General features: G+C 63.6%; 20 protein-coding genes. 13 read left to right on the top strand and 7 right to left on the bottom strand.

Going from position 1 to position 26,733, the window contains the following annotated elements:
* Positions 1-208: 208 nt before the first annotated feature.
* Genes ACVWZ8_RS22095 through ACVWZ8_RS22105 form a run of 3 tightly spaced genes read right to left on the bottom strand, consistent with a single transcriptional unit; the run spans position 209 to position 4,176 of the window.
* A complete protein-coding gene (locus ACVWZ8_RS22095) occupies positions 209-1,906 on the bottom strand; it encodes a flavin monoamine oxidase family protein (protein WP_456505863.1) in 1,698 nt (565 codons plus the stop codon).
* A 24-nt stretch (positions 1,907-1,930) separates the two neighbouring features.
* Positions 1,931-2,710: a nitrilase-related carbon-nitrogen hydrolase gene (locus ACVWZ8_RS22100; protein ID WP_456505864.1), complete on the bottom strand. Its 780-nt coding sequence runs from the start codon at positions 2,708-2,710 to the stop codon at positions 1,931-1,933.
* The gene (locus ACVWZ8_RS22105) at positions 2,707-4,176 is read right to left on the bottom strand and encodes an amino acid permease (protein ID WP_456505865.1); all 1,470 of its coding nucleotides are present in this window, start codon (positions 4,174-4,176) and stop codon (positions 2,707-2,709) included. The genes ACVWZ8_RS22100 and ACVWZ8_RS22105 overlap by 4 nt, the downstream gene beginning before the upstream one ends.
* Positions 4,177-4,339: 163 nt before the next feature.
* Between ACVWZ8_RS22105 and ACVWZ8_RS22110 the strand changes: the two genes are divergently transcribed.
* Both ACVWZ8_RS22110 and ACVWZ8_RS22115 read left to right on the top strand, forming a co-directional pair.
* A complete protein-coding gene (locus ACVWZ8_RS22110; RefSeq protein ID WP_456505866.1) occupies positions 4,340-5,323 on the top strand; it encodes a LacI family DNA-binding transcriptional regulator in 984 nt (327 codons plus the stop codon).
* A 490-nt stretch (positions 5,324-5,813) separates the two neighbouring features.
* Entirely contained in the window at positions 5,814-7,220 is a 1,407-nt protein-coding gene (locus ACVWZ8_RS22115) for an IS1380 family transposase (protein WP_456503408.1), read from the top strand.
* Positions 7,221-7,588: 368 nt separating this feature from the next.
* Here the strand turns inward: ACVWZ8_RS22115 and ACVWZ8_RS22120 are convergent, their stop codons facing one another.
* On the bottom strand, positions 7,589-8,779 hold the full coding sequence (locus tag ACVWZ8_RS22120; RefSeq protein WP_456505867.1) for a PucR family transcriptional regulator: 1,191 nt from the start codon (positions 8,777-8,779) through the stop codon (positions 7,589-7,591).
* A gap of 656 nt (positions 8,780-9,435) precedes the next feature.
* Here ACVWZ8_RS22120 and ACVWZ8_RS22125 point away from each other — a divergent pair.
* The 5 genes from ACVWZ8_RS22125 (at position 9,436) to ACVWZ8_RS22145 (ending at position 13,797) form a co-directional block, all read left to right on the top strand.
* On the top strand, positions 9,436-10,380 hold the full coding sequence (locus ACVWZ8_RS22125) for an ABC transporter substrate-binding protein (protein ID WP_456505861.1): 945 nt from the start codon (positions 9,436-9,438) through the stop codon (positions 10,378-10,380).
* Positions 10,377-11,381, top strand: coding sequence for an amino acid ABC transporter permease (locus tag ACVWZ8_RS22130; RefSeq protein ID WP_456505860.1), 1,005 nt, complete (start codon positions 10,377-10,379; stop codon positions 11,379-11,381). The genes ACVWZ8_RS22125 and ACVWZ8_RS22130 overlap by 4 nt, the downstream gene beginning before the upstream one ends.
* Positions 11,378-12,187: an amino acid ABC transporter ATP-binding protein gene (locus ACVWZ8_RS22135; RefSeq protein WP_456505859.1), complete on the top strand. Its 810-nt coding sequence runs from the start codon at positions 11,378-11,380 to the stop codon at positions 12,185-12,187. Before ACVWZ8_RS22130 ends, ACVWZ8_RS22135 begins: the two co-directional genes overlap by 4 nt.
* Positions 12,188-12,369: 182 nt before the next feature.
* Complete coding sequence (locus ACVWZ8_RS22140) at positions 12,370-13,296, top strand: LysR family transcriptional regulator (protein ID WP_456505858.1); 927 nt, start codon at positions 12,370-12,372, stop codon at positions 13,294-13,296.
* A 21-nt stretch (positions 13,297-13,317) separates the two neighbouring features.
* Entirely contained in the window at positions 13,318-13,797 is a 480-nt protein-coding gene (locus ACVWZ8_RS22145; RefSeq protein ID WP_456505868.1) for an SDR family NAD(P)-dependent oxidoreductase, read from the top strand.
* 246 nt (positions 13,798-14,043) lie between these two features.
* Here the strand turns inward: ACVWZ8_RS22145 and ACVWZ8_RS22150 are convergent, their stop codons facing one another.
* On the bottom strand, positions 14,044-15,174 hold the full coding sequence (locus tag ACVWZ8_RS22150) for a PucR family transcriptional regulator (protein WP_456505869.1): 1,131 nt from the start codon (positions 15,172-15,174) through the stop codon (positions 14,044-14,046).
* A 226-nt stretch (positions 15,175-15,400) separates the two neighbouring features.
* Between ACVWZ8_RS22150 and ACVWZ8_RS22155 the strand changes: the two genes are divergently transcribed.
* The 6 genes from ACVWZ8_RS22155 to ACVWZ8_RS22180 all read left to right on the top strand — a co-directional run bounded on the left by ACVWZ8_RS22155 (position 15,401) and on the right by ACVWZ8_RS22180 (position 24,054).
* On the top strand, positions 15,401-16,732 hold the full coding sequence (locus ACVWZ8_RS22155) for an MFS transporter (RefSeq protein ID WP_456505870.1): 1,332 nt from the start codon (positions 15,401-15,403) through the stop codon (positions 16,730-16,732).
* A complete protein-coding gene (locus ACVWZ8_RS22160) occupies positions 16,729-18,354 on the top strand; it encodes a thiamine pyrophosphate-dependent enzyme (protein WP_456505871.1) in 1,626 nt (541 codons plus the stop codon). Before ACVWZ8_RS22155 ends, ACVWZ8_RS22160 begins: the two co-directional genes overlap by 4 nt.
* Positions 18,355-18,366: 12 nt before the next feature.
* Complete coding sequence (locus tag ACVWZ8_RS22165; protein ID WP_456505872.1) at positions 18,367-19,773, top strand: gamma-aminobutyraldehyde dehydrogenase; 1,407 nt, start codon at positions 18,367-18,369, stop codon at positions 19,771-19,773.
* A gap of 18 nt (positions 19,774-19,791) precedes the next feature.
* On the top strand, positions 19,792-21,525 hold the full coding sequence (locus ACVWZ8_RS22170; RefSeq protein WP_456505873.1) for an amidohydrolase: 1,734 nt from the start codon (positions 19,792-19,794) through the stop codon (positions 21,523-21,525).
* A 9-nt stretch (positions 21,526-21,534) separates the two neighbouring features.
* Positions 21,535-22,824, top strand: coding sequence for a M20 family metallo-hydrolase (locus ACVWZ8_RS22175; protein WP_456505874.1), 1,290 nt, complete (start codon positions 21,535-21,537; stop codon positions 22,822-22,824).
* Between the two features lie 138 nt (positions 22,825-22,962).
* On the top strand, positions 22,963-24,054 hold the full coding sequence (locus ACVWZ8_RS22180; RefSeq protein ID WP_456505875.1) for an aminotransferase-like domain-containing protein: 1,092 nt from the start codon (positions 22,963-22,965) through the stop codon (positions 24,052-24,054).
* Between the two features lie 258 nt (positions 24,055-24,312).
* Here ACVWZ8_RS22180 and ACVWZ8_RS22185 read toward each other — a convergent pair whose 3' ends face one another.
* Together ACVWZ8_RS22185 and ACVWZ8_RS22190 are read right to left on the bottom strand one after the other, a co-directional pair.
* On the bottom strand, positions 24,313-24,960 hold the full coding sequence (locus ACVWZ8_RS22185) for an RraA family protein (RefSeq protein WP_456505876.1): 648 nt from the start codon (positions 24,958-24,960) through the stop codon (positions 24,313-24,315).
* A 198-nt stretch (positions 24,961-25,158) separates the two neighbouring features.
* Positions 25,159-26,565: an IS1380 family transposase gene (locus ACVWZ8_RS22190; RefSeq protein ID WP_456503408.1), complete on the bottom strand. Its 1,407-nt coding sequence runs from the start codon at positions 26,563-26,565 to the stop codon at positions 25,159-25,161.
* Positions 26,566-26,733: the final 168 nt, after the last annotated feature.

Raw genomic sequence — 26,733 nt, forward strand, 5'->3', positions numbered from 1 at the left:
TGGCGGTCAGGCGGTCTACGAACGCCTGTATTCCCCGCAGTACGTTCACGTCAGCAACGGGCCGGCCAGAGCTTCCTGCGACTGTGACGCCGGCCCTGAGGAATGAGGCTGCACGGTAGGCCCATGCCGCAGGCACTGGACGGGCGGGGTCCATGGTGAGGATGTGGGCATTGTGCAGTACTACCTCAGGAATCACGAGCCAGCCCTTCTAGGCAGGGATTGTGAAAGACGTCGGCAGCGCGGATGCCTCGGGCAGCGGGACGGGGGCGAGTTCTGCGAACCTGTCGCCGGGGCCCGGGTTTTCCGGGGCGCAGCTTCCGCCCAGTTGGTCCATCACTGCCCAGCCGGCGTTCAGGGCGGTGGTGACTGCCCCTTCGGCCCATCCGGCGGTCCAGGAGACGTCGTCGCCCGCCAGATAGATTCCTTGGGCTTGACGGCCCTGGGCGTGTTCCATGAACTGGGTGTAAAGCCGGCGCTGGTATCGGTAGTGCCCGGGCAGGTTGATTTTGAACGCACCCGCGAAGCCGGGCTCGTCCTCCCAGGACACGGTCAACGGTTCGCCCACGATGTGGCTTCTGATGTCCACGTCCGGGTAGATCTCACCCAGAGTGCGCAGCATGACATCGGCGCGCTGCTTCGCCGTGAGGGGCAGCCACTTCAGCGCGTCATCGTTCCATGTGTAGGACAGACAGATCAGTGCCTGCTGGTCTGGGCCATTGTCGAAGAGGTACGTCCCGCGCGTGACCCTGTCTGTCAGGGTTGTGCTCATCACACGGCGACCGGTGTTCGGGTCGGTGTCCAGCCAGAACGGGCGGTCGACGACCACGAAGGTCTTTGAGGACTGGAGGTAGTGGATGCGGCGCATGGCCATCCACTGCTCCGGGCTGAACAGGCTTTCCTCCGTGTCGATTTCCGTAGAGAGCAGCCATTTGTGGCACGTGACAATGACCGCCGCGTAGTCCCGGGAACCTTCGGCGTCAGTGATGGTAACTGCTGGATCCGTGGATCCTGCCGCGCGCCGGATGCTGGTCACCGCACCGTGCGGGGTGCCGCCGTGGAGGGAGGCCAGGGTGGTGCCTTGCGGCCAGTGGACCATGCTTTCAGGGGCGTGGTTCCACAGTCCGTCAGTGATTCCGCGTGCCCCGCCGAGGATTCGTCGTTGGTTGTTTTCGCATTCCATGTAGACCACACGGAGGATTTCCAGGATCGCGTTGGGGAAACTGACGTCCCATCCGCCGGAGCCGAACCCGATTTGGCCGAAGGCTTCACGGTACTGGTAGGGGAGGTCGGAGAAAGCCTTGGAGCTGGCCAGGTAGTTGGAGAAGGAGGTGTCGTCCAGAACGGGAACGAGGCCAGCCCAAATGCGTTTGATGGTGGCGTAGTCCCGGTCGGCGATGGCCTGCTGCATGGCGGCGTATTCTGCGCGTTCCTCCAGGCTGTGTTCCCAAGCGTCGGCGACTTCCTGGAAGAACGGGGGCAGTTTGTCGCTGGCGCTGGCGTAGAACTGTTCTCCGCCAAGTTCCACCACGGTGCTCGGGGAGGCGGCGTCCAGCGGGTTCGGGAACGGGGCCGAGTCCACGCCTGCGAGGTCGGCGTAGTGCCAGAATGCGCGGCTGGAAACGGGGAAGCGCATGCCTCCCATATCGGCGACGGGTCCGTCGGTGCCAGGCAGGGTGGCACCGCGGAGCCTGCCGCCGACGGTGCCGGATTCGTAGATGACAGGCCGCAGTCCCATTTTCATCATTTCCAGGGCAGCGACCAGGCCCGCGAGGCCGGCGCCAATGACGGCTACTTCGGTGCCGCGGGCTGCTTCGGGGATGGATCCAACGCCGGAGGGGTGTTGGAGGTATTCGTCATAAGGGAAGGGAAAGTCGGGAGTCAGCATCGTGACAGGCTGTGTGTTCATGGCATTTTCCTGGCGGGTCGGGGGTTACTGGTTAAAGTAGTTGAGGTAGCCGATGTCTGTCCGGGCTTGGCGGACGAGAGCGTGGTCCAGGTCGGCGAAAAGGACTTCCGTGCCGGCATCCCCCGCAGTGGCTATTCTTCGGCCGTACGGGTCAGCGACGGTGCTGGTTCCTGAGAACCTCGGTCCGGCGTGGTTGGCGTAGGCGATGAAGAGCTGGCTTTCCAGGGCACGGGCCGGCACAAGAAGTGTCGATACCAGCGTGGTGTCCAAGGGGTGCGGCACCCCGCCGACGCCGGCACGCAAGGGAACGGCGGTAGGAATCAGCAGCAAGTCAGCGCCCCGGAGGGCCTGTTCCCGGGCGAATTCCGGGAATTCGACGTCGAAGCAGATGCCCAGCGCAGCCGTGAACTCGCCGATTCTGACCAATTCCGGTTGCCATCTGCCTGGCCTGAAAACCGCCGTCTCGGCCGCACCGAAGAGGTGCTGCTTGCGGTAGCGGGTGAGTTCCTGGCCGGTCCTGTCAAAGATGGAGGCACAGATATAACTTCCGTCACTTCCATGCTCCACGGTTGAGGCGGCGATGCGGATACCTGCCGCGGCGGCGATCCCGGCGATCCAGTCACGGTGTCTGTCTCCGTCGTCCTGGTGGACACGCAGCGGATCGTATCCGCTGAGGAACAGCTCCGGCGTGAGAAGCAGTTCCGCTCCCCCGCTAGCGGTTGACCTGGCCGCTCCTTCCAAGGTTTCGCGGTTTTCCTGTCCCGCTCCCACGACTCCCATTGCCTGAAGCAGCGCGATTCTCATTGCCGCGGCTCCCCTGCAAGGTCTGCTGCTGTCGCCGGCTCAGATTGGCTTTCCTGTTGGCGGGTGAGGTCCCCGACTCTGCCGCGCACGGCATACCAGCCGAGTACGAGCGCCGGGACAATGATGACCAGCGTACCTACTGTGTAGGTTCCCGTGGGGTATTGCAACCCAATGATCAGAAGCACCACCAGCAGGAAGGCCAGGGCAAGGTAAGAAGTCCACGGCGACCCTGGAAGCCGGAAAGCCGGCCGGGTCACAAGGCCCTGTTTGGCCCAGCTATGCAGACGCAGCTGGCACAGGATGATGGTGGCCCAGACTGCCAGAATGGCAAGTGCGGTGGCGTTCAGAGTGATCTCGAATGCTTCCTTAGGCACAATGGCGTTCACAGCCACGCCGACGAGGGCAAACGCCGACGTGAACAGGACCCCGGCATATGGCACGCCGGATTTGTTCATCCGGTTCATGAACCGAGGCGCCGAACCGGCGATCGCGAGGGAACGATAGATCCGCCCGGTGGAGTACAGGCCGGCGTTGAGACTGGACATTGCCGCGGTTATCACCACGAGATTCATCGCGTCCCCTGCGCCGGAGACACCAATGGACGCAAAGAACGTCACAAACGGTGAGACACCGGCGGAGTAGGACGTAAACGGCAGAAGCAGGGCAAGTAGCACGGTCGAGCCGACATAGAACACCGCGATGCGGAAGATGACGGCGTTGACGGCCTTGGGAATGACGTTCTCCGGGTTCTTGGCTTCCCCAGCGGCCGTACCAATCAGTTCGATGCCTCCGTAGGCGAACATGACCCCCGAGACGGTGATGATCAATGGAAGCGCGCCGTTGGGCAAGAGCCCTCCCCCAGCCTCGAGAACCCCAAGACCCGGGACCTGTCCAGCGACGGGGAAGGACCCGGCCAGGAACACGGTGCCGATGACCAGGAAACTCACCAATGCAAGGACCTTGATCAAGGCAAACCAAAACTCCATCTCACCGAAGAGCTTCACGGAAACCAGATTGATCGCCGTGACGATGACCAGCGCAATAAAAGCAAGCACCCACTGCGGGACGCTGGTGAAGGCTGTCCAGTACTGCAGATAGACGGCGACGGCTGTGATATCCACCAGCGCCGTGAGTCCCCAGGTCAGCGCATAGATCCAACCGGCAACATAGGCAGCCTTTTCGCCGTAAAACTCGCGGGCATAAGAGACGAACGACCCGGACGAGGGCCGGTGCATGACCAGTTCCCCCAGGGCCCTAAGGATGATGTAGGCAAAAATGCCGCACAGCGCGTAGACGACAAACAATGCAGGTCCGGCCGCGGCGAGCCTGCCGCCAGCACCCAGGAACAGCCCCGTGCCAATGGCCCCGCCGATGCCGATCATCTGCACCTGGCGGTTGGACAGGCCCTTGTGGTATCCAGCCTGTTCCTGCAGATCCACCCTGCTCGGCTTGTTGTGGTTAATCATGAAAAGTCTCTCTGGATTGGAGTCCGTGCCGCCGGCTTCGATGACGGGCCACAGTTTTCAGTCACTTGCCGGAACGTTCCGGCTTCCACTAGATTCGCAGTGTCAGCCATCACATGTCAAGGGGGCGCTCAAGGAGGTAATGATGGATCGATACCATTCACTAATGGGCAAACCAACGATTATCGATCTCGCACGACACCTGGGGATCTCCAAGACCACCGTGGCCGACGCACTCAAGGGCTCCGGCCGGGTTGCCGAGGAAACAAGGGCAAAGGTCATGGCAGCAGCACAGGAAGCCGGCTATGTATCAAACCGCGCAGCCCGGCAACTGCGGGAAAGCTCAACCGGTGCCATTGCCCTATACGTGCCCCAACGGGTTCGCAACATGTCCTTCTACATGCCCTTCGCCCTAGGCGTTGCCGACGAGGCAGCCAGGCATGGCTACGACCTGACCCTCGTCTCAGACCGCTCCGCAGACAGATCCGGCTGGGCACATGTGGACGGAGTCATCCTGGTCGACGCCATGATGGGCGACCCTGTGGTGCAGTCGCTGCTCCCCGCTTTCCTGCCCGTGGTGACGGCCGGACGGGTCGCCGGATTTCCGGAGGACCGGGCCGCAGGCACCATTGAGATCGAACACGCCAAGATGTGCGGGGAAATTCTGGACGCCATGGCCTCGCACGGAGCCGAACATCCAGCCCTGATTTGCCCCGAGCCCGGGGACGAATATTCATGGGCCCGACAAATCGTTGCCGGGTACAAGGAATGGTGCACCCGCAGAAACATCCGACCAGTAGTGGAATTGGTCAGTAGCTTCCCCACGAACAGTGAACTTGAAGATTCCCTGACGGACGCACTGTCCGGCGGTGACGTTGATTCCCTCCTATTCGGGTGGCAAGACGTCGCTCAACGAGCAGAGGCCGCACTGACGCGCATCGGACAACGCCCAGGAAAGGTAAAGCTAGCGTCGCTGCTGAACTCTCAGGACAACCTGAACGACTCCTATGTGGCCGGCCTGGACCTCCAACCCTACGAATTTGGGCAAAAAACCGCCGCCGTACTCTGTGAATCTATTTCCACACCGCCCCCCACCCCGGTACATCAGGTCCACGAGGCATTGGTGGTACTGCCCGTTGACGGCGGTTAATGTGACAGCCTCATCACCGGCGGAAACCGCGGCCTTGGCGTCGTCGTCGTCGTCGTCACCGAGATTATCGCCCGCGGACTTCGCGCCGTCGCTCTGAAACCAGACACCACCCAGTACGACACAGTCCCGGCATTCGCCATCGAGCTGGCAGCCGCGCTCACCCGAACCTGGGACCGGAACTCCTTCGACTACCTCGTCAACAACGCCGCGTCGCCCCATTCACTCTGGTCGGCCAGACGACAGTCAACGACTTCGCCAAAGAACCTGGTGCACGCTGTATCACCGTCAACTCGATCGCACCCTGCCCGATCGCCACCGACTTCGGCGGCGGCGTCGTCCGCGACGACGAGAACGTCAATACCTACTTAGCCTTGATCCACCGATGTTGATTGGGGCTACGTCGGCGTTTTAAACCGAGAATGGCCGCCTTTTCAAGGAAAATGAAGTTTGTCTAGAACTCATTTTTCACCGAAAAGAGGCCATCTCGTAGATGCAAGTTTCCCACAAACCATCCGCGGTGTCGGTTTCCTTTGACGAGCCCAATCTCGTGTCGGCTGCCGGGCTGCTGCCGGTCATGACGCTGGCCCGGGACGCCGGGCTGCACGAGCTCGCCCAGGACTGGCTGACGGTGCCGACGGATAAGGGCGCGAACGCCGGGCTGAAAGTCGCTTCCCTGGTCGCCGGGATGGTCGCCGGGGCAGACTCGATTGATGACATGACCCTGTTGCGCCACGGCGGGATGAAGCGGCTCTTCACCGCCTGCTACGCGCCCTCGACCCTGGGCTCGTTCCTGCGGTCCTTCACGTTCGGGCACGTGCGCCAACTGGACGCTGTCGCCTCCCGTTTCCTGGCCGGCCTGGGGACCCGGGCCCCGCTGCTCGGGAGCCCCGGGGCGGAGGACTTCGTGTTCGTCGATGTTGACGACACGATCATCGAGGTCCACGGCTACGCCAAGCAGGGTTCCGGCTACGGGTACTCCGGGGTCCGCGGCCTGAACGCCCTGCTGGCCACGGTCTCCACCAAAGACACCGCCCCGGTAATCGCGGCCCAGCGGCTGCGCAAGGGCGCGGCGAACTCGGCCCGCGGAGCCAAACGCCTGATCACCGATGCCCTGTCCACGCTCAAAGGCCTCCAGACCGGAGGGCAGAGTCGCGGGCGGGTGCTCTGCCGGTTCGATTCGGCCTTCTATGGCCATGCAGCGGTTTCCGCCGCGCTGGCCGGCGGGGCCGAGGTCTCGGTGACCGTGCGCATGGACCCGGCCGTCAAACGGGCTATCGCCGGGATCCCGGAGACGGCATGGGAAATGATCGAATACACCGACGCGGTCTTCGACGAGACCACCAACACCTGGGTCTCGAAGGCTGAGGTCGCCGAAACCGTGTTCACCGCGTTCTCCTCCCGGAAAAAGGCCGAGCAGGTCACCGGCCGGCTGGTGGTGCGCCGCATCCCGGAACTGAACAAGAAAGCCAGCGACGGACAACCCACCTTGTTTGAAACCCATCGGCACCACGCGTTCTTCACCACCGTGGACGCCAAGGTTCTGGACACTGTCGCCGCGGACCAAACCCACCGCAAACACGCTCAGATCGAGCAGGTGAACGCCGATCTGAAGGACAGTGCGCTGGCTCATATGCCCTCAGGTGTTTTCGCGGCGAACTCCGCCTGGCTGGTTGCCGCGGTCATGGCCTATAACCTCACCCGCGCCGCCGGGCTCCTCGCCGCAGGCCCCTTCGGCAAGGCCCGGACCGGCACGATCCGCCGCAAACTCATCCACGTCCCGGCCCGCATCGCCACCAGCGCCCGGAAAATCCGGCTTCATCTCCCCGAAGCCTGGCCCTGGCAAACAGCATGGCAGGGCCTCTTCGAGCACCTCTACCCGCCGCCACAACCGGCCTGAACCCACACCAACCAGCCACACGGCGCAACCAGGACCACCAGTGGAACACCCCGACAGCGAGGCCGGATGATCCACCATGCCCAAACACCTCACCGCAGCCAGCCCGGAATTACGCCCGGGACCGGCTGCCGATCGGTGGATCAAGGCTTAGCCTCCCAGACGCGGCGCCAACCCCCGCGAATACCGCACCCTTTAGCCTTGCGACTCACAATCCTGGCCAACCCTCGGGCTGCAAATTCGCGGGCAACTTTGGTCCAGCATGTGGCGGCTTCCCCCGAAGTCAGCTGACCACTCGCGCACCAAAAACAAAAGCGGACGACGGCGGGAGGCTCCCGGCGTCGTCCGCTTCTATTTTGCATCTGTTGGGGTTATGCCCACGCCACAACGAGCCGTGCGGCTTGGTTGGGCACGGTGAGATCAATGCCGGTCAACTCCTGAAACCGGTTGAGCCTGTTAAGGACCGTGTTCCGGTGGCAAAATAGCGCTTCCGCCGTGAGCGTCACGCTTCCCGATTGAAGAAAGTGGCGGGCAGCCTCGGTGAGACGTTCCCGCTCCACGCCACGGCACGGGTCAAGCGCAGCGTCAAGCTCTTCCACAAGGTCCAGACCAGCCTCCGCGAGTTGCCGCTTGGCAAGTCGCGGCCAGGCAAGGTTGGCAGATAGCGGTCCGGTGTCCGCGGGCTGCAGGAGGGCCGCCAGACTTGAAGCAGTCCGCGCGGCTTGTGGCAATCCGCGCAGGCCGTTCGCCTCGGCTACACCGCACGGGATATCTGCAAACTGGGCTAGAAATACCTGGGGCACGGTTGGGGTGACAGGTTTGTCGTCTCCTGCCCGCGATGCTGCCACGGGCCAGAAGACATAGGCCATGTCGCCCGATTCCCGGAGAAAGAGCCGCTGGTTGCGCTTGGCCGCGGCCTTTGCGTGGGCCGTTCGCAGCCGGGCAGCGGCGTTCCCACTAGCCGCGACGAGCCCAAACCGAGCATTGGCGGAGACTCCCAACGCCTCAGCTACCTGGGCAGCTGTGTCCGCCGAGGGGCTCACCACACTGAAGAGCCTTGCAATGAACTCGTTCTGAATGCTGGACTCCTCCTGAGCCATCCGCACCCGTTCATTGAGGTAACTCGTGTGCGTGCGGACGGCGAATTCGTCGACAACGCGCCACACTTGATCCACGCGGGCGGTCAACATTGGCGCATCTTCCGGAGTGGCAATGGCCAGCAGTTCTGCCCAAAGGATGGTGAAATCCAGGCGGACGGCGGAAATGAGCGCTTCGGCTGGAATTCCGGACCGGGCACGTTTGGCACCCAAGGCCGCAGAAAATTCTCCATCGCGTTCCCCTTCGGGACGGCTCCCGCCGTTCCTGAGGGCATTCACCAGCCGATGGAAGGTTTCCCGGGCCGTCTGCATGATCTCGTCGGTGTCAACGGTGGAATCCCGATATTCGGGGATCTCCCGGACTTGGGTGATGAATTTCCCAGCCAAGGTATCCACCTTGTCGTGCAGCAGTTCCACCAGTTCTGACCACCTGCGCGAGACCGCAACATCCTCATTATTGTGCATTTACACACGATACAAGCCGAATTCGGTTGTCGCTAGCTATCTTATTTGAGCAGATCGACTGAGACAATTGAGTCCGGTGAAACGCATCACACCTATCCTGGCCCGACCGCCCCGATGGGCCTCGGCCGGCCCCGCCCGGCAGAATCTATCCGCACCACCATCCGTATTTGGAGTAAGCATGGCAAGCAACAGCCCCGCAACTGTTCTCGGACCACTGGTACCCCGCGTTGTAGACGAACGCGTAACGAAAAAGGTGAAGCGGTCCTCTGGATCGCGGCCACGGCCGACTACCCACGAACGGCCTTCCTGCGCCAGGACGGCCGGAAGGTCTATACGAACAGGTAGTGCCTCATACGCCAACGGGCCGACAGGGCCTCGAGGACCGCTGCGTACAGGCCGCGTCTGACCTGCCTCATGCGGGGGTGGCGTCTGATCACCACTATGCCGACATGGCACTGAGACAAGCCAATTCTGGTCCTGGACGGACTTGAACTGTTAGCCAGATCATAGTGAAACACCCAAACGGCAATCGGTCATCCAACCGTAGTATTCAGCACCCGGGAACGTGCCACGTCTCCCGGCTGCGCCACTTAGCATGTAGACCTGCAACGGCCGCATGACCCCAACACCGCATTACATCCCAGGAGGGACGACATATGACTGTCTCCACGAAATTCACGGCCCAGGCCCTGGCTGTTCTGGTGGCCAGCGCTCTGGCCCTGACGGCATGCACCAACGCCTCCAGCACCGATGCGAACCCCAAACCCGCCAGTACCGGCTCCGCGGCCGCCACGTTTGATCCAGGCACCCTCAAGAAAGACGAAGAACTCGCAGCCCTGGTGCCGGCCGCCATCAAGTCCAAGGGCACCTTGACGATTGGTATCACGCCGACGTACGCACCGGCCCAATTTCTAAGTGGCCCCAACAACAACACTCCAGTGGGTTACGACATCGACTTCGCCAAGGCCATAGGCGCCACGCTCGGGCTGGAAATCGACCTTCGGCCTGCCGATTTCACCAGCATCCTGCCCGCACTGGGCCCCAAGTACGATCTGGGCATCGCATCGTTCACGATCACCCAGAAGCGCCTGCAGGCCGTCAACTTTGTCAGCTACTTCAGCGCCGGCACCACGTGGGCCGTCCAGAAGGGCAACCCGAAGAACTTCTCCCTCGAAGACATTTGCGGCAGGAGCGTCGGAGTCCAGACCGGCACCACGCAGGAAGAGCCGGATCTGAAGGAGCGCAACGAAAAGTGTTTTGCCGAGGGTAAGAAACCGATCGATGTCGTCTCGCTCAAGACACAGACCGACATCACCACCCGCCTGGTCAACGGCAGCATCGACGCCATGAGCGCCGACTCGCCCGTTATCGGCTATGCGGCCCAGCAGACGAAAGGCGCCGTGGAAAAGGTCGGCGACATGTACGGGGCAGCCTTTGCCGGCATCGGCATCGCAAAGGACGACAAAGCCCTCAGCGAGGTCATCCAGAAAGTCGTGACCAAGCTCATGGCCGACGGCACCTACACGAAGGTCCTCGACAGCTGGAGCGTATCCGACGGTGCGATCACTAAGTCCGAGGTCAACCCGTCCGTACCTTCATGAGCAACACATCCTCCGGGGTTCTTGAATCAGCAGAGGCTGCCGACGCCGGGAAAGGGGGCGCTCCGGAGCTGATCAAGGCTGTTCCGGTGCGCCACCCCGGCCGCTGGGTTGCTGCGGCGGTGATCCTCCTGTTCGTCGCCCTGGGTATCCAGAGCGTGGCGACCAACCCGAATTTCCGGTGGGAAACCGTGGCTGCGTACATCCTCGATGTGAACGTCTTCAAGGGTGTGGGGTGGACTCTGCTGCTGACCGTGTTGGCCATGATTATCGCGATCGTACTGGCCGTTCTTTTATCGTTCATGCGCCAGTCGGATAACCCGGTCCTGGCCTGGTCGTCCTGGTTCTGGGTTTGGTTCTTCCGGGGCACCCCCGTGTATACCCAGCTGATCTTTTGGGGCCTGATCACCGTGCTGTATCCGTCGATCTCGCTGGGGATACCGTTCGGCCCCGAACTATTGCACGTGGTCGTCTCCGACCCCACCAAAGGCTTCATCCCGGCCGTGATCGGCCTCGGGCTCAATGAGTCTGCCTACCTCGCCGAGATCTTCCGCGCAGGCCTGAAGTCCGTGGACAAGGGCCAAATGGAGGCGGCTGAGGCCCTGGGAATGGCCCGCCGGAAAGTCATGTGGCGGATCATCCTGCCCCAGGCCATGCGCGTCATCGTGCCCCCGACCGGGAACGAGACCATCAGCATGCTCAAGACCACCTCACTGGTGTTGGCAGTGCCGTTCACCCTCGACCTGACCTTTGTCACAAATGCCCTTGCCAACCGCACATACCAGCCGATCCCGCTGCTCATCGTTGCGGCGACGTGGTACCTGCTCGTCACAAGCATCCTCATGGTGGGCCAGCACCACATAGAGAAGTACTACGGCAAAGGCGTGGACAACATGACCCCCGTCGCCGTCAACCCTGCAGCAGCCAAAGCCGCAGCGGCCCCCACAACAGGAGCTGTCGCTGTCCAACCCATCGCCACCAGAACCGAGGAGGACCAAAAGTGAGCGCACACGCCGCACCCGTGAACGGGCACACCGCCCCCGCTTCCGACAAAGAGCTCGTCCGCATCGAAGGGGTGCACAAGTTCTACGGCAGCCACCACGTGTTGCGCGGGATCGACATGACGGTCAAACAGGGCGAGGTGGCGGTGCTGATCGGACCCTCCGGCTCCGGGAAATCGACGCTGCTGCGGTGCGTCAACCACCTGGAGTCAATCAGCGCCGGCCGGATCCGGGTGAACGACGAACTGATCGGTTACCGGGAGCGCGGCGGCAAGCTCCACGAGTTGCACGTCAAGGAGATCGCCCGGCAACGGCGCAACATCGGCATGGTGTTCCAGCGCTTCAACCTGTTCGGCCATAAGACCGCCCTTGAGAATGTCATGGAGGCACCGATCCAGGTCAAAGGCAAGGACAAGTCTTCGACCAAAAGGCGCGCGCTGGAGCTCCTGGATCGGGTTGGTCTGTCGGAACGTGCCTATCACTACCCGGCACAGCTCTCGGGCGGCCAGCAGCAGCGCGTCGCGATCGCCCGCGCCCTGGCCATGGACCCCGAGCTGATGCTCTTCGACGAACCCACTTCTGCGCTTGACCCGGAGCTTGTCGGCGACGTGCTCAATGTCATGAAGGACCTCGCAAGGTCCGGCATGACGATGGTCGTCGTCACCCACGAAATCGGTTTCGCACGCGAAGTCGGCGACACGCTGACGTTCATGGACGACGGCGTCGTCGTCGAGTCGGGCAACCCCCGTGACGTCATTGCCAACCCGCAGCACCAGCGTACCCAGGGCTTCCTGAGCAAGGTCCTCTAGGAAGCGCGTCCCCCAACCGGGGGTGCCCTGTCGGACAGCGTCAATCCGTAAGCCGGTAAGGCGCCCCGATCGGCCCCATCGGCTGGCCCAGGCGGGCAGAGTCCCGCCTGGGCCAGCCGATATGTTCCACCGTCACGGCCAAGCCATTCCGGCGAGACTTCATGGAAGGATCTACAGTTCAAATGACCCGTCAATCGAACATGAATCTTCGTCGGCTCCAGTACTTCCTTGCTGTTGTCGACGCCAGGACGGTGACGGGTGCCGCGGAGAGCCTGCACATTGCCCAGCCGGCCTTGGGCCGGCAAATCAAGACGCTCGAACGTGAACTGCGACTGCGGCTCTTCGAAGCCCAGGGCAACCGGCTTGCACTGACAGCTGCCGGCCGCGCGCTCGTCCCCATGGCGCGCAGGCTCATGAGGGAAACCCACGGTTTTGAAGAAGCAGCAACCGCGTTGCGTACCGGATATGTTCAGGAACTCGTCGCAGCAACAACGAGCGGCTCACTGCGGATATTCCTGGCGCCCTTCATCGCGACAATGGGGCCGGATGATCCGAGAATCATTCCCCGTGAGATCAACCACTTCGACATGACGGAATCGCTGCGCAATGGCTGCGACTTCGCAATCTCGCCGGCGCCACCGGATCCGGTGCTGCGGAATATACAGCTTGGGCGCGTGCCGGTCAGGGCTTACGTTTCGGCTGGCCACGAGTGGGCCCTCAACGGCGTCGCCGAGCTCCCCATCTCCTCCTTCGCGGGCGTTACGGCTGTTCTTCCTTCACACCACAGCGCGAGCCGCCACATCATCGACGAGGCAGTCAGCCGGGCCGACATGGCTTTCCAAGGTGTGACAGAGTGCGACGATGGGCAGACGATCGTGGCGCTTGCGGCAGCCGGTCGCGGGGTTGGTTTTTCCACAGAACGCCCGTTGTATGGAGCCCACGCGATCATTGTTCGCGAAGCGGGTGCATCCGACGGCAACAGCAACCCCCTGGCATTGCCGCTGCATTTGACATGCACACCGGGCCACTTCGCTGAGGGCGTCATCGCGCAAATCGCCGATCGTATCCGGGACTTCCTCGCCTTGCAAGGCATGGTTATGGCAGCGTGAGGATGGGCGCCCGGACTCAGAATGGCCCACAACCAAATTGTCCTAGACCCTTTCGAGTGGGCGGTCCCGGGCGGCTGGTCCCGATTGAACGGCGCAGGGCTCCGGAAATCAGCGCTCGCTCTCGCCGACGCCGGCACCGACGTCGTGATCACCTACCGATCGAACCACGAAGAAGCCGCTGCCGTCGTCACCGAGATCACCGCCCGCGGACGCCGCGCCGTCGCCCTGAAACCAGACACCACCCAGTACGACACATTCCCGGCATTCGCCATCGAGCTGGCAACCGCGCTCACCGACACCTGGGACCGGAACTCCTTCGACTACCTCGTCAACAACGCCGCGTCGCCGCATTCGCTCTGGTCGGCCAGACGACAGTCAACGACTTCGCCAAAGAACCTGGTGCACGCTGTATCACCGTCAACTCGATCGCACCCTGCCCGATCGCCACCGACTTCGGCGGCGGCGTCGTCCGCGACGACGAGAACGTCGATACCTACTTAGCCTCCCAGACGCGGCGCCTCGGCGGAGCCGAGGACATCGGCGGCGCCAACCCCCGCGAATACCGCACCCTTTAGCCTTGCGACTCACAATCCTGGCCAACCCTCGGGCTGCAAATTCGCGGGCAACTTTGGTCCAGCACGTGGCGGCTTCCCCCGAAGTCAGCTGACCACTCGCGCACCAAAAACAAAAGCGGACGACGGCGGGAGGCTCCCGGCGTCGTCCGCTTCTATTTTGCATCTGTTGGGGTTATGCCCACGCCACAACGAGCCGTGCGGCTTGGTTGGGCACGGTGAGATCAATGCCGGTCAACTCCTGAAACCGGTTGAGCCTGTTAAGGACCGTGTTCCGGTGGCAAAATAGCGCTTCCGCCGTGAGCGTCACGCTTCCCGATTGAAGAAAGTGGCGGGCAGCCTCGGTGAGACGTTCCCGCTCCACGCCACGGCACGGGTCAAGCGCAGCGTCAAGCTCTTCCACAAGGTCCAGACCAGCCTCCGCGAGTTGCCGCTTGGCAAGTCGCGGCCAGGCAAGGTTGGCAGATAGCGGTCCGGTGTCCGCGGGCTGCAGGAGGGCCGCCAGACTTGAAGCAGTCCGCGCGGCTTGTGGCAATCCGCGCAGGCCGTTCGCCTCGGCTACGCCGCATGGGATATCTGCAAATACCTGCGGCACCGTTGCGATGACAGCCTTGACTTCTCCCGTTCGCGCTGCTGCCACGGGCCAGAAGACATAGGCCATGTCGCCCGATTCACGGAGAAAGAGCCGCTGGTTGCGCTTGGCCGCGGCTTTCACCTGAGCAGCTCGCAGCCGGGCGGCGGCGCTTCCACTAGCCGCGACGAGCCCAAACCGAGCATTGGCGGAGACTCCCAACGCCTCAGCTACCTGGGCAGCTGTGTCCGCCGAGGGGCTCACCACACTGAAGAGCCTTGCAATGAACTCGTTCTGAATGCTGGACTCCTCCTGAGCCATCCGCACCCGTTCATTGAGGTAACTCGTGTGCGTGCGGACGGCGAATTCGTCGACAACGCGCCACACTTGATCCACGCGGGCGGTCAACATTGGCGCATCTTCCGGAGTGGCAATGGCCAGCAGTTCTGCCCAAAGGATGGTGAAATCCAGGCGGACGGCGGAAATGAGCGCTTCGGCTGGAATTCCGGACCGGGCACGTTTGGCACCCAAGGCCGCAGAAAATTCTCCATCGCGTTCCCCTTCGGGACGGCTCCCGCCGTTCCTGAGGGCATTCACCAGCCGATGGAAGGTTTCCCGGGCCGTCTGCATGATCTCGTCGGTGTCAACGGTGGAATCCCGATATTCGGGGATCTCCCGGACTTGGGTGATGAATTTCCCAGCCAAGGTATCCACCTTGTCGTGCAGCAGTTCCACCAGTTCTGACCACCTGCGCGAGACCGCAACATCCTCATTATTGTGCATTTACACACGATACAAGCCGAATTCGGTTGTCGCTAGCTATCTTATTTGAGCAGATCGACTGAGACAATTGAGTCCGGTGAAACGCATCACACCTATCCTGGCCCGACCGCCCCGATGGGCCTCGGCCGGCCCCGCCCGGCAGAATCTATCCGCACCACCATCCGTATTTGGAGTAAGCATGGCAAGCAACAGCCCCGCAACTGTTCTCGGACCACTGGTACCCCGCGTTGTAGACGAGCGTGTGACGAAAAAAGTGGCACTAGCCGCGCTGGTGGGCACTGCGCTGGAGTGGTACGACTTCTTCCTCTTCACTACGGCCGCCGCCCTGGTGTTCAACGCCCAGTACTTTGTTTCAGCTGATCCGTTCGTCGCCGCCATGAGTTCCTTCGCCACCCTTGCCGTGGGCTTCGTGGCCCGTCCCATCGGTGGATTCATCTTCGGAGCCCTGGGCGACAAGGTGGGGCGCAAGAAAGTCCTGATGATCACCATTGTCGGCATCGGTGTTGTCACCGGCCTGATCGGGCTGCTGCCGAACTATGCGACCATCGGTGTCGCAGCCCCCATCATCCTGGTGGCGCTGCGGATCCTACAGGGACTGGCCGTGGGCGGCGAGTGGAGCGGCGCGGTGATTATCGCCGTCGAAAACGCCCCGGTTGCCAAGCGCGCCCGCTATGCCGCCCTGCCGCAGATCGGTTCCCCGATCGGCACCATCCTGTCCTCCGGCGGCTTCTTCGGCATGCTCTACCTCGTCGGGCAAACCAACTTCGACGCCTGGGGCTGGCGCATCCCGTTTATTGCGGCCATCCCACTGCTGGCCATCTCGATGTGGATCCGCAGCAAGCTCAGCGAATCGCCCGAGTTCGAGGCCCTCATGGAGTCCGGCGAAACGGAGCACGCCCCTATTCGCGGTGTGCTGACGAAGAGCTGGCGCCAGATCCTGGTGGGCGGGTGCTCTGCGCTCCTGGGCATCGGCGGCTTCTACCTCATCACCAGCTTTGTGGTCTTCTACGGCACCAAGGTCCTCAAGATGCCCTACGAGATCCTCCTCATGGGCTCGCTCCTCGCCGCGGTGTTCGAGATCTTCGTGCTGATCTGGGCCGGACGCATGGGCGAGAAGTACGGCGCCAGCAAGGTCATCCTCTGGGGCGGCATCGCCTCCGCTGTTGTCGCTGTACCGGTCTTCCTCGCGATCGACACCGCCAACCCTGTCCTGGTGATCCTGGCCATGATCGTCAGCGTATGCACCCTGTCCGTCCCTTACGCCGTCTCCGGCACCGCGCTGACCTCGCTCTTCGCCACCAAGGTCCGTTACACCGGCGTAGCCATCACCTCCAATAGCGCCGGCGTGATTTCAGGCTTCGTGCCGTTGATTGCCACCGCATTAGTGGCCGCCAGCGGGAACTCATTCTGGCCTGGCGCCATCATCCTCCTGGTGGTTTCCATCATGACCGCACTGTCCGGCATCTTCCTGCCGGCACTCAGCATCGAAGAAGAAGGTATGAAGCATTGAGTACAGCAACCACTGCCGGTCACCTGATTGTCGCGCAGCTCGAAAAGGCCGGCATCAAGCGGGTTTACAGTGTCCCGGGTGAGAGTTTCCTGGATGTCCTGGACGGGCTGCATGGCTCTTCCATTGAAACGGTGGTGACCCGGCATGAGGGCGGCGCCGGTTTTATGGCCCTGGCGGAGGGCCGGCTCACGGAGTTGCCCGGTGTGGCGATGGTGACCCGTGGCCCGGGTGCGGCCAACGCGTTCATCGCCATCCACACCGCGCACCAGGATGCCACCGCGATGATCCTGTTCGTGGGGCTGATCCCGGTGGCGGACCGCGGCCGGGAGTCCTTCCAGGAATTCGACATCAACGCCTGGTTCGGGAGCACCGCCAAGAAAGTAGTGACGCTCGATGACGCCGCGTCCGCCGCCCGGGTGGTGGACGACGCGATCTTCACCGCACTGAGCGGCCGCCCCGGACCGGTGGTGATCGGGCTCCCCGAGGACGTCCTGGTCCACGCCATCGACTCCGGGACTGTGGAGCCGCGAGTGGTGGCACGGTCCGAGCCGACCACGGCGGACCTGGCCGGGCTGGAACAGCGCCTGGCAGCATCACACAAACCCTTGATCGTGGTCGGCGGCGAAGGCTGGGACCAGGCTTCTTCCGAAGCGTTGGCCGGCTGGGCTGCCCGCCACGGCATTCCAGTCCTGGCTGATTTCCGCTCCTACGACGCCGTTCCCCATAACAGCGGCGCCTACGCCGGATACTTAGGCTACGCCCGCAGCGACGCCAATGCCGCACGGTTGGACGAGGCCGATCTGATCGTCTTCGTCGGCTGCGTCCGCGCCGATGTGCTCTCCGACGGCTACCGGCGTGGTCTCGATGCCGTCACCGTGGTGGTCAACGCCGACGCGGACCTGCTGGGCCACTTCGGCCGGCTGGACCAGCACATCCCCGCCCACGTCGCATCCTTCGCCACGGTTCTCGCCGCGACCACCTCCGCGGCGAAGCCGGCCGCGGGCTGGTTCGCCGAAGCCCGCGCCGACTACGAAAAGTTCTCCACCGCCCAGCCGGACGGAGGCACGGGGGTGGACCTCGCCGTCGTTATGGAAATCCTGAAACAGGAAATGGACGACGACGCCGTCATCACCTACGGGGCGGGAAACCACTCGCTCTGGCCGGCCCGCTACCTCAAGCACAACGCCGCGAACTCACTGGCCGCGCCCCGCAACGGCGCCATGGGCATGGGCATCCCCGCAGCGGTGGCCGCCTCCCTGGCGTACCCGGGCCGTCAGGTCATCTCCGTGGCCGGCGACGGCTGTTTCATGATGAACGGGCAGGAGATCGCCACGGCCATGAGCCACGGCGCCCGGTTCATCGCGCTGGTGGTGGACAACGGCATTTTTGCCACCATCCGCGAACACCAGGAAAACCACTACCCCGGCCGCCCTTCCGGTACGCACATGACCAACCCGGACTTCGCCGCCCTGGCCCGCTCCTACGGCGGCTACGGCGAGCGCATTGAGAAGGCCGAGGACTTCGCTGCCGCGTTCCGGCGGGCAGCCGAGTCCGGGCTTCCCGCGGTCTTGCACCTGCCGCAGGACCCGGCCACCCGCTCGCCCCAGACCGCCAGCAACTGACCGGAGCATTCCATGATCACTCTGAACAACATCATCAACGGCCAGTCCGTTCCAGCTGCGTCTTCCTTGCCGTTCTTTGATCCGGCCACCGGAGTCCAGCTCGGCAGCGCACCGGACAGCGACTCAGCCACCGTGGACCGCGCCTTCCAGGCCGCGCACACAGCGTTCACGAGCTACAAGCGGACCACCCCGGCGGAACGCCAGGCCATGATGCTCAAACTCGCCGACCTGATCGAGGCCAACGCCGACCGGTTGCTTGAGGCAGAAGTCGCCTGCACCGGAAAGCCCCGGCAGATCACCAGGGAGATCGAAATCCTGAGGGGCGCAGACCAGCTCCGCTTCTTCGCCGGTGCGTGCCGCGTGGTTTCCGGAACGGCACAGACCGAATACGTGAGGGGATTCTCCTCGACGGTCCGCCGGGAACCCCTCGGCGTGGTCGCCCAGATCACCCCCTGGAACTACCCGTTCATGATGGCCATCTGGAAGATCGGGCCGGCCCTGGCCGCCGGTAACACGCTGGTGCTCAAGCCGGCCGACACCACGCCCTGGTCCACCGTGATCCTGGGTGAGCTGGCACAGGAAGCCTACCCTGCAGGCGTGGTGAACATCCTCTGCGGCGGCCGCGAAACCGGCGCCGCCATGGTGGACCACGAGATCCCGGAAATGGTGTCCATCACCGGCTCCACCCGTGCCGGGGCGCAGGTCATGTCCGCAGCTTCGAAGACACTTAAGGACGTCCATCTGGAACTCGGTGGCAAAGCGCCGGCGATAGTTTTCGCCGACGTCGACATTCAGCTGACAGCCAAAGAGATCGCGCTCAGTGCGTTCTTCAACGCCGGGCAGGACTGCACCGCCGTGACCCGCGTCCTGGTGCACGAAACCATCCACACCGAGTTCGCGGCCGCGCTCGCCGAAGCCGCTTCCGCGCTTCAGGTGGGAGGTGACAGTGCCGACCTCGGACCGCTTAACAGCGCCGCCCAGCTGGACCAGGTGGAGGGTTTTATGTCCCGGCTGCCAGCCAACGCCAAGGTCCTCGCCGGTGGCAAGCGCACCGGCACCGGCTACCACTTCGAACCGACGGTGATCGACGGCGTGTTCCAAAGCGACGAGGTGGTGTGCGACGAAATCTTCGGCCCCGTCGTCACCGTCCAACCCTTCCGCACCGAGGAAGAAGCACTTGAGCTGGCCAATGGCACCAAGTACGCCCTGGCGTCCAGCGTCTGGTCCGACAACCACGGAGTGGTCACGCGGGTCTCCAATGAACTGGACTTTGGCACCGTATGGATCAACTGCCACCAGGTGATTTCGGCCGAGGCCCCGCACGGCGGCTTCAAGCACTCCGGCACCGGCAAGGACCTCTCCGTCTTCGGGCTGGAGGATTACACCCGCATCAAATCCGTCACCACCTCCCACCGCTAAACCCACGCTAGGTAAACCATGAAACTCGATCTGCTGCTGTGCAATGCGGACATCATCACCATGGACGAGCGGCGCCCGCACGCCACCTCGTTGGGCATCTGGCAGGGCCGCGTGGTCGGCCTGGACGAAGACCTGTACGGGCTGGACGCCGTCGAGGTCCTGGACCTCGACGGCGCCACAGTGACTCCCGGCTTCATCGACGCCCACTGCCACACCACCTGGTTCGGCCTGGGGCTGGCAGAAGTGGACCTTACCGCCGCCCGCGGCCTGGACCAGCTGTATGCCCTGCTGGAGGCGGACATGGCTGCGGTTGGGACCCCCGGTGAGGAGAAAACGCCGGATCAGCAGACTGGATGGCTCATGGCCACCGGCTTCAGCCAGACACAGCATGGCGGCAAGTTTCCGGACATCGCCGTACTGGATCGAATCACCGGGAACCGGCCGTTGTTTATCCGCCACAATTCGGGGCACATGGCTGTGGTCAACACCGCGGCGCTGCGGCTGGCAGGTGCCGAATCACCGTCGTTCCCCGACCCCGACGGCGGGGTGATAGTCCGCGACGCCGCCGGCCGGCCCACGGGGCTGGTCCAGGAGACGGCGCAGCAGCTGATCCAACAGCTGATCCTGCCGTACACCCTGGACGGCATCGAAGCAGCCCTGGACCGTGGAACCCGGTACTACGCGTCGGAAGGAATCACCAGCTTCACCGAAGCCGGAATCGGCGGCGGCTGGATCGGACACAGCCCCGTGGAACTGGCCGCCTACCAGCGGGCCATGGCCAACGGCAGGCTCCACGCACGCGCGCAGCTCATGCCGGTCCTGGATGCGCTCCACCCGCTGGATGGGCATGGCGCAGATCCGGCCGGGGCGGCAGGCCTCGATTTGGGCATGTACAGCGGGTTTGGCAACGAATTCCTGTCCCTCGGGCCGGCCAAAGTCTTTCTGGACGGCTCGCTGCTGGGCGAAACAGCGGCGGTCAGCGAGGCATACTGCAGCCACGGACACACCGACAACAGCAGCAACACCGGGTATTTCCAGGCCGATCCGGAAGCGCTGCGGAACCGGATCGAGGCCGCCTACGCGGCAGGCTGGTCCATAGCCGCCCATGCCATCGGGGACCGGGCCGTGGACCTGGCGCTTGACATCATCACGGAGTGCGCGGAAAAGTACGCGCCGCGGACCGTGCCCAACCGGATCGAACATGCGTCCATCACCAGGCCCGAACAGGTGGCCCGGATCGCGGCGGCAGAAATCGCCGTCACCCCGCAGGCCAGTTTCTTCGCCGACGGCGGGGACGGCATGACCGCCTCGCTGGGCCAGGAACGGCTGGGCTGGGCCTACCGGGCGGCGTCCTTCCTGGCGGCCGGCGTGACGGTTGCCGGCAGCTCGGACCGTCCGGTGGCAGACGGCAACGTGCTCCGCGGGATGCAGGCGTTCGTGGACCGGCGCACTTCAACGGGGAATGTCTTCGGGAACCCGGATGAGCGACTGACCCCGATTCAGGCCCTGGCGGCCTATACCACCGGAGCTGCTGCGGCCACCGGCACGTCCCACATCAAGGGCGCACTGACCCCCGGGAGACTGGCGGACTTCGCTGTCCTGTCCGGCTCTCCGCTCGCCGTCGACGATATCTCCGGACTCCAAGTGCTCGCCACTTCCGTCGGCGGCACGTTCACGCACCTAACACCTGGCCTGGAACTGACCCACGACAGGCCAAAGGTTCTCCAGCACCGCCCATCAGAGAATTCATAGGGGAATACCATGACCACCACAACAGCTTTCAGCACCGATGACGCCGCGTTCATCCGGGACTTCCGGATCATGAGCCAGTTTGGCTCAACGGAGAACGGTGGTGTGGACCGGCAGGCGGCCAGCGTGCCGGACGGCGAGCAGCGCCGCTGGCTTGCGGGTCTCCTCGAGAGTCGCGGCTTCACCGTAAGGATTGACCGCGCCGGAAACCAGTGGGGCCTCTACGAGGCAGTGCCGGGCGCACCGTACGTAGTGGTGGGTTCACACATGGATTCACAGCCGACGGCGGGGCGTTACGACGGCGCGTACGGTGTCCTCGCCGCGGCGCACGCGGCGTTCCGTCTGGTGGAGAAATGGGACTCTGCCGGGCGGGCCAGCCAGCCCCGCTTCAACATCGCGGTGGTCAACTGGTTCAACGAAGAAGGTTCCCGCTTCAAGCCGTCCATGATGGGTTCCTCCGTGTACACGGGCAAGCTCCCGCTGGAGACAGCTCTGGCCACCAAGGATGCCGGCGGAGTGAGCGTCCGTGACGCCTTGGATGCCATCGGCTGCCGCGGTGACTATGAGGGCCCAGAGGCGGCGTTCTGCGCCGAAATCCACATCGAGCAGGGCCGCAGCATGGAGCGGGAAGGCATCACCATCGGGCTGGTGCACTCCAACTGGGCGGCCAACAAGTACGAGTTCGTGGTGCACGGCGAGCAGGCGCACACCGGCTCCACCGTCATCGCGGACCGCAAGGATGCCCTTCTAGGCGCCGCCATGATGGTGGTGGCAGCCCGCGAACTGGCAGACAAGTTCCCTGGCGTTCTGCATACCTCGGTGGGCCAGCTCACCGTTTATCCGAACTCCCCTGTGGTTGTGCCATCCCGCGTCAGCCTGTTGCTGGATCTGCGGAGCGCCGACGAGTCCGTCCTGTCAGCGGCCGACGCCTTGCTGCATCAGCGGATCACCGAGATCGAGCGGCTGGCAAACGTCACTGTGGAACGCCACCACTCCCACTCCTGGCCGGTCACGCCCTACCAGCCCGAAGGCGTGGAACTCGCGGCCAAGGTTGCCGCCGATCTTGGCCTATCCAACAAGACTGTGATGACCTTGGCCGGGCACGACTCCACCAACATGAAGGACATCGTTCCCACGGTGATGCTGTTCGTGCCCAGCGTGGACGGCATCTCGCACAACGAGCACGAATACACCACAGATGAGGACATCGTCGCAGGCCTGACCATGCTGACTGAGGTGGCCAGCAGGCTCTGCAACGGCGACCTGGAGCCTGTTTCCACCGAAGGGAAACGCACGCCGTGATCGCGGCGGAGCAGGATGCCATGTCCGTCCGCTCGCACCATACGGAATTGTGGGCCCGACGGGCGGCACGCACCCCGTCCACGGCCGTGCGGGAGATCTTTGCCGCCGCTGCACGGCCAGGGATTATTTCGCTGGCAGGTGGAAACCCCGACGTCGGATCACTGCCTCTGGCTGCCCTTGGCGAGACGTCTGCGGCCATTTATCGCCGGACAGGGTTCCCGGGCGCTGCAGTACGGTGCGGGGCAGGGAACCGAGGAACTGCGGTCGCAGATCTGCTCGATCATGTCCCTCGAAGGCATCACTGACGCCGACCCCGACGATGTTTCCGTGACCATCGGATCCCAGTCCGGTCTTGACACCGTGACGAAGATTCTTTGCGATCCAGGCGATACGGTGCTGACGGATGATGCCACGTATATGGGTGCGCTCGGCACGTTTTCCGTGTACGAAGTCGACGTCCAACCTGTTCTGACGGACTCCGACGGACTGATCCCGGAAGCTCTGCAGGAACGCATCCATGCGTTGCGGCGAGTGGGGAAGCGCATCAAGTTCCTCTACACGATTCCCAACTTCAACAATCCAACAGGTGTAACGCTCAGCATGGAGCGGCGTCAGCAGGTAGTCGACATCTGCCGGGACGCCAACATCCTCGTGGTGGAAGACAACCCTTATGGATTGCTCCGCTACCGTGGAGACGCGCTCCCGGCAATGCGGGCGGCCAACCCCTTGGACGTCATCTATTTGAGTTCCTTCTCCAAAATATTCGCTCCCGGCCTCAGGCTCGGCTGGGCGCTGGTTCCGCCTCACTTGAAGCAGCGCTTCCTCATTATCGGAGAGTCCAGCACCCTGTGCCCGCCGGCCTTCAACCAGATGCTCACCTCTGCTTATCTCCGCGACTACGACTGGCAAGGCCAGCTCGATGTCTCACGTGCCGCCTATCGGCTTCGCAGCGACGCCGCCCTAGCGGCGCTCTCGGAGACCATGCCCGACGGCGTGACCTGGACCAGGCCTGAAGGCGGCTTCTTCACCTGGCTCACGCTGCCTGGGTCGGTGGACACCCAGGCGCTCATCACGACGGCGGTGGACGCCGGTGTGGTGTTCTTCCCGGGAGCCGCGTTTTCACCGACCACCGCCCCGTCGCATCAGCTGCGCCTGGCATTCAGCGCGCTCAGCCCCAGCCTGATCACCGAGGGCATCCACCGCTTGGCGCCAGTGCTTGCACGGCTCTAAGCAGGCTCGCGGCCAGCGCGCAACATCTGACACGTTCAGGCTGTCTGCGGGATCTCGGCCGGGGCGTGCCAACGAACTGGGGGCCGAACTACCACGTTACGCCGCCCTGCACGGCACCGAAGCTTCCTCGCCCGTGAACGGCCCGGGGCGACGCAACCGTGCTCTGCAGACATGCCACCAGTAAACCCTGATGATCACACCAAAGCGCCCGACTGGAAATACCAGTCGGGCACTTCGCATTCGGCGGTTCCGGGGAGCTTATTCTATGCCGCCGGGAAGAACCGTGTCGATGGCCTCCCCCGAACGCAGACGTCGCAGAATGTCCGGTTCAGCGCGATCCGTTGACACGGCTAAATCGACAATGGCAGCGGCATCCTCCGGAGAAAGGACAAGGACACCGTTGTCGTCGGCCATCACTACGTCGCCGGGGATTACCGTCACCCCGCCGCACAGCACAGGAACATTTGCCGCGCTGTTGGCATCGAGCTTGCGCTTAGCAGTGAGGACACTGGTTCCGCGCGCGAAAACCGGAAGCCCCGCGCTCCGGAGCTCCACGATGTCGGTCACCACCCCGTCCACGACGATCCCCGCGGCACCGGCGCATTGGGCTGCACACGCGGTGACAGCACCCACAGGTGCATGAGTCGTGTCATGCCCTGTTTCGATGACAAGAACGTCGCCCGGTTCCAGAAGCGCCAGCGCCCGGTTCGTGGCGAAGGCATCTGCAGAGGCAACGCGAACTGTCACTGCCCGGCCAACCACGTGAACGTTTCGGAGCATCGACCGGACGCCCGAGTCGAGGAAACCTGCCTCCAGGAAATGCCCGATGGTGGGAAAGCTCACGGACTGAAGCCGGCTCACCAGCTCAGTATCCAGGGCCTGGGTCAGACGAGTTGTGCCGTTCATGAGCTGCCCTCCTTGGGGGTTGAGGAGGATTCATGCAGCCGTTAGCGCTAAGCCTTGATCCACCGATCGGCAGCCGGTCCCGGGCGTAATTCCGGGCTGGCTGCGGTGAGGTGTTTGGGCATGGTGGATCATCCGGCCTCGCTGTCGGGGTGTTCCACTGGTGGTCCTGGTTGCGCCGTGTGGCTGGTTGGTGTGGGTTCAGGCCGGTTGTGGCGGCGGGTAGAGGTGCTCGAAGAGGCCCTGCCATGCTGTTTGCCAGGGCCAGGCTTCGGGGAGATGAAGCCGGATTTTCCGGGCGCTGGTGGCGATGCGGGCCGGGACGTGGATGAGTTTGCGGCGGATCGTGCCGGTCCGGGCCTTGCCGAAGGGGCCTGCGGCGAGGAGCCCGGCGGCGCGGGTGAGGTTATAGGCCATGACCGCGGCAACCAGCCAGGCGGAGTTCGCCGCGAAAACACCTGAGGGCATATGAGCCAGCGCACTGTCCTTCAGATCGGCGTTCACCTGCTCGATCTGAGCGTGTTTGCGGTGGGTTTGGTCCGCGGCGACAGTGTCCAGAACCTTGGCGTCCACGGTGGTGAAGAACGCGTGGTGCCGATGGGTTTCAAACAAGGTGGGTTGTCCGTCGCTGGCTTTCTTGTTCAGTTCCGGGATGCGGCGCACCACCAGCCGGCCGGTGACCTGCTCGGCCTTTTTCCGGGAGGAGAACGCGGTGAACACGGTTTCGGCGACCTCAGCCTTCGAGACCCAGGTGTTGGTGGTCTCGTCGAAGACCGCGTCGGTGTATTCGATCATTTCCCATGCCGTCTCCGGGATCCCGGCGATAGCCCGTTTGACGGCCGGGTCCATGCGCACGGTCACCGAGACCTCGGCCCCGCCGGCCAGCGCGGCGGAAACCGCTGCATGGCCATAGAAGGCCGAATCGAACCGGCAGAGCACCCGCCCGCGACTCTGCCCTCCGGTCTGGAGGCCTTTGAGCGTGGACAGGGCATCGGTGATCAGGCGTTTGGCTCCGCGGGCCGAGTTCGCCGCGCCCTTGCGCAGCCGCTGGGCCGCGATTACCGGGGCGGTGTCTTTGGTGGAGACCGTGGCCAGCAGGGCGTTCAGGCCGCGGACCCCGGAGTACCCGTAGCCGGAACCCTGCTTGGCGTAGCCGTGGACCTCGATGATCGTGTCGTCAACATCGACGAACACGAAGTCCTCCGCCCCGGGGCTCCCGAGCAGCGGGGCCCGGGTCCCCAGGCCGGCCAGGAAACGGGAGGCGACAGCGTCCAGTTGGCGCACGTGCCCGAACGTGAAGGACCGCAGGAACGAGCCCAGGGTCGAGGGCGCGTAGCAGGCGGTGAAGAGCCGCTTCATCCCGCCGTGGCGCAACAGGGTCATGTCATCAATCGAGTCTGCCCCGGCGACCATCCCGGCGACCAGGGAAGCGACTTTCAGCCCGGCGTTCGCGCCCTTATCCGTCGGCACCGTCAGCCAGTCCTGGGCGAGCTCGTGCAGCCCGGCGTCCCGGGCCAGCGTCATGACCGGCAGCAGCCCGGCAGCCGACACGAGATTGGGCTCGTCAAAGGAAACCGACACCGCGGATGGTTTGTGGGAAACTTGCATCTACGAGATGGCCTCTTTTCGGTGAAAAATGAGTTCTAGACAAACTTCATTTTCCTTGAAAAGGCGGCCATTCTCGGTTTAAAACGCCGACGTAGCCCCAATCAACATCGGTGGATCAAGGCTAAGCCTTCCGCTCTCCTGGAAAAGCCTGTCTTCACCCGGATGTGA

It is taken from the genome of Arthrobacter sp. UYCu723 (assembly GCF_054059215.1).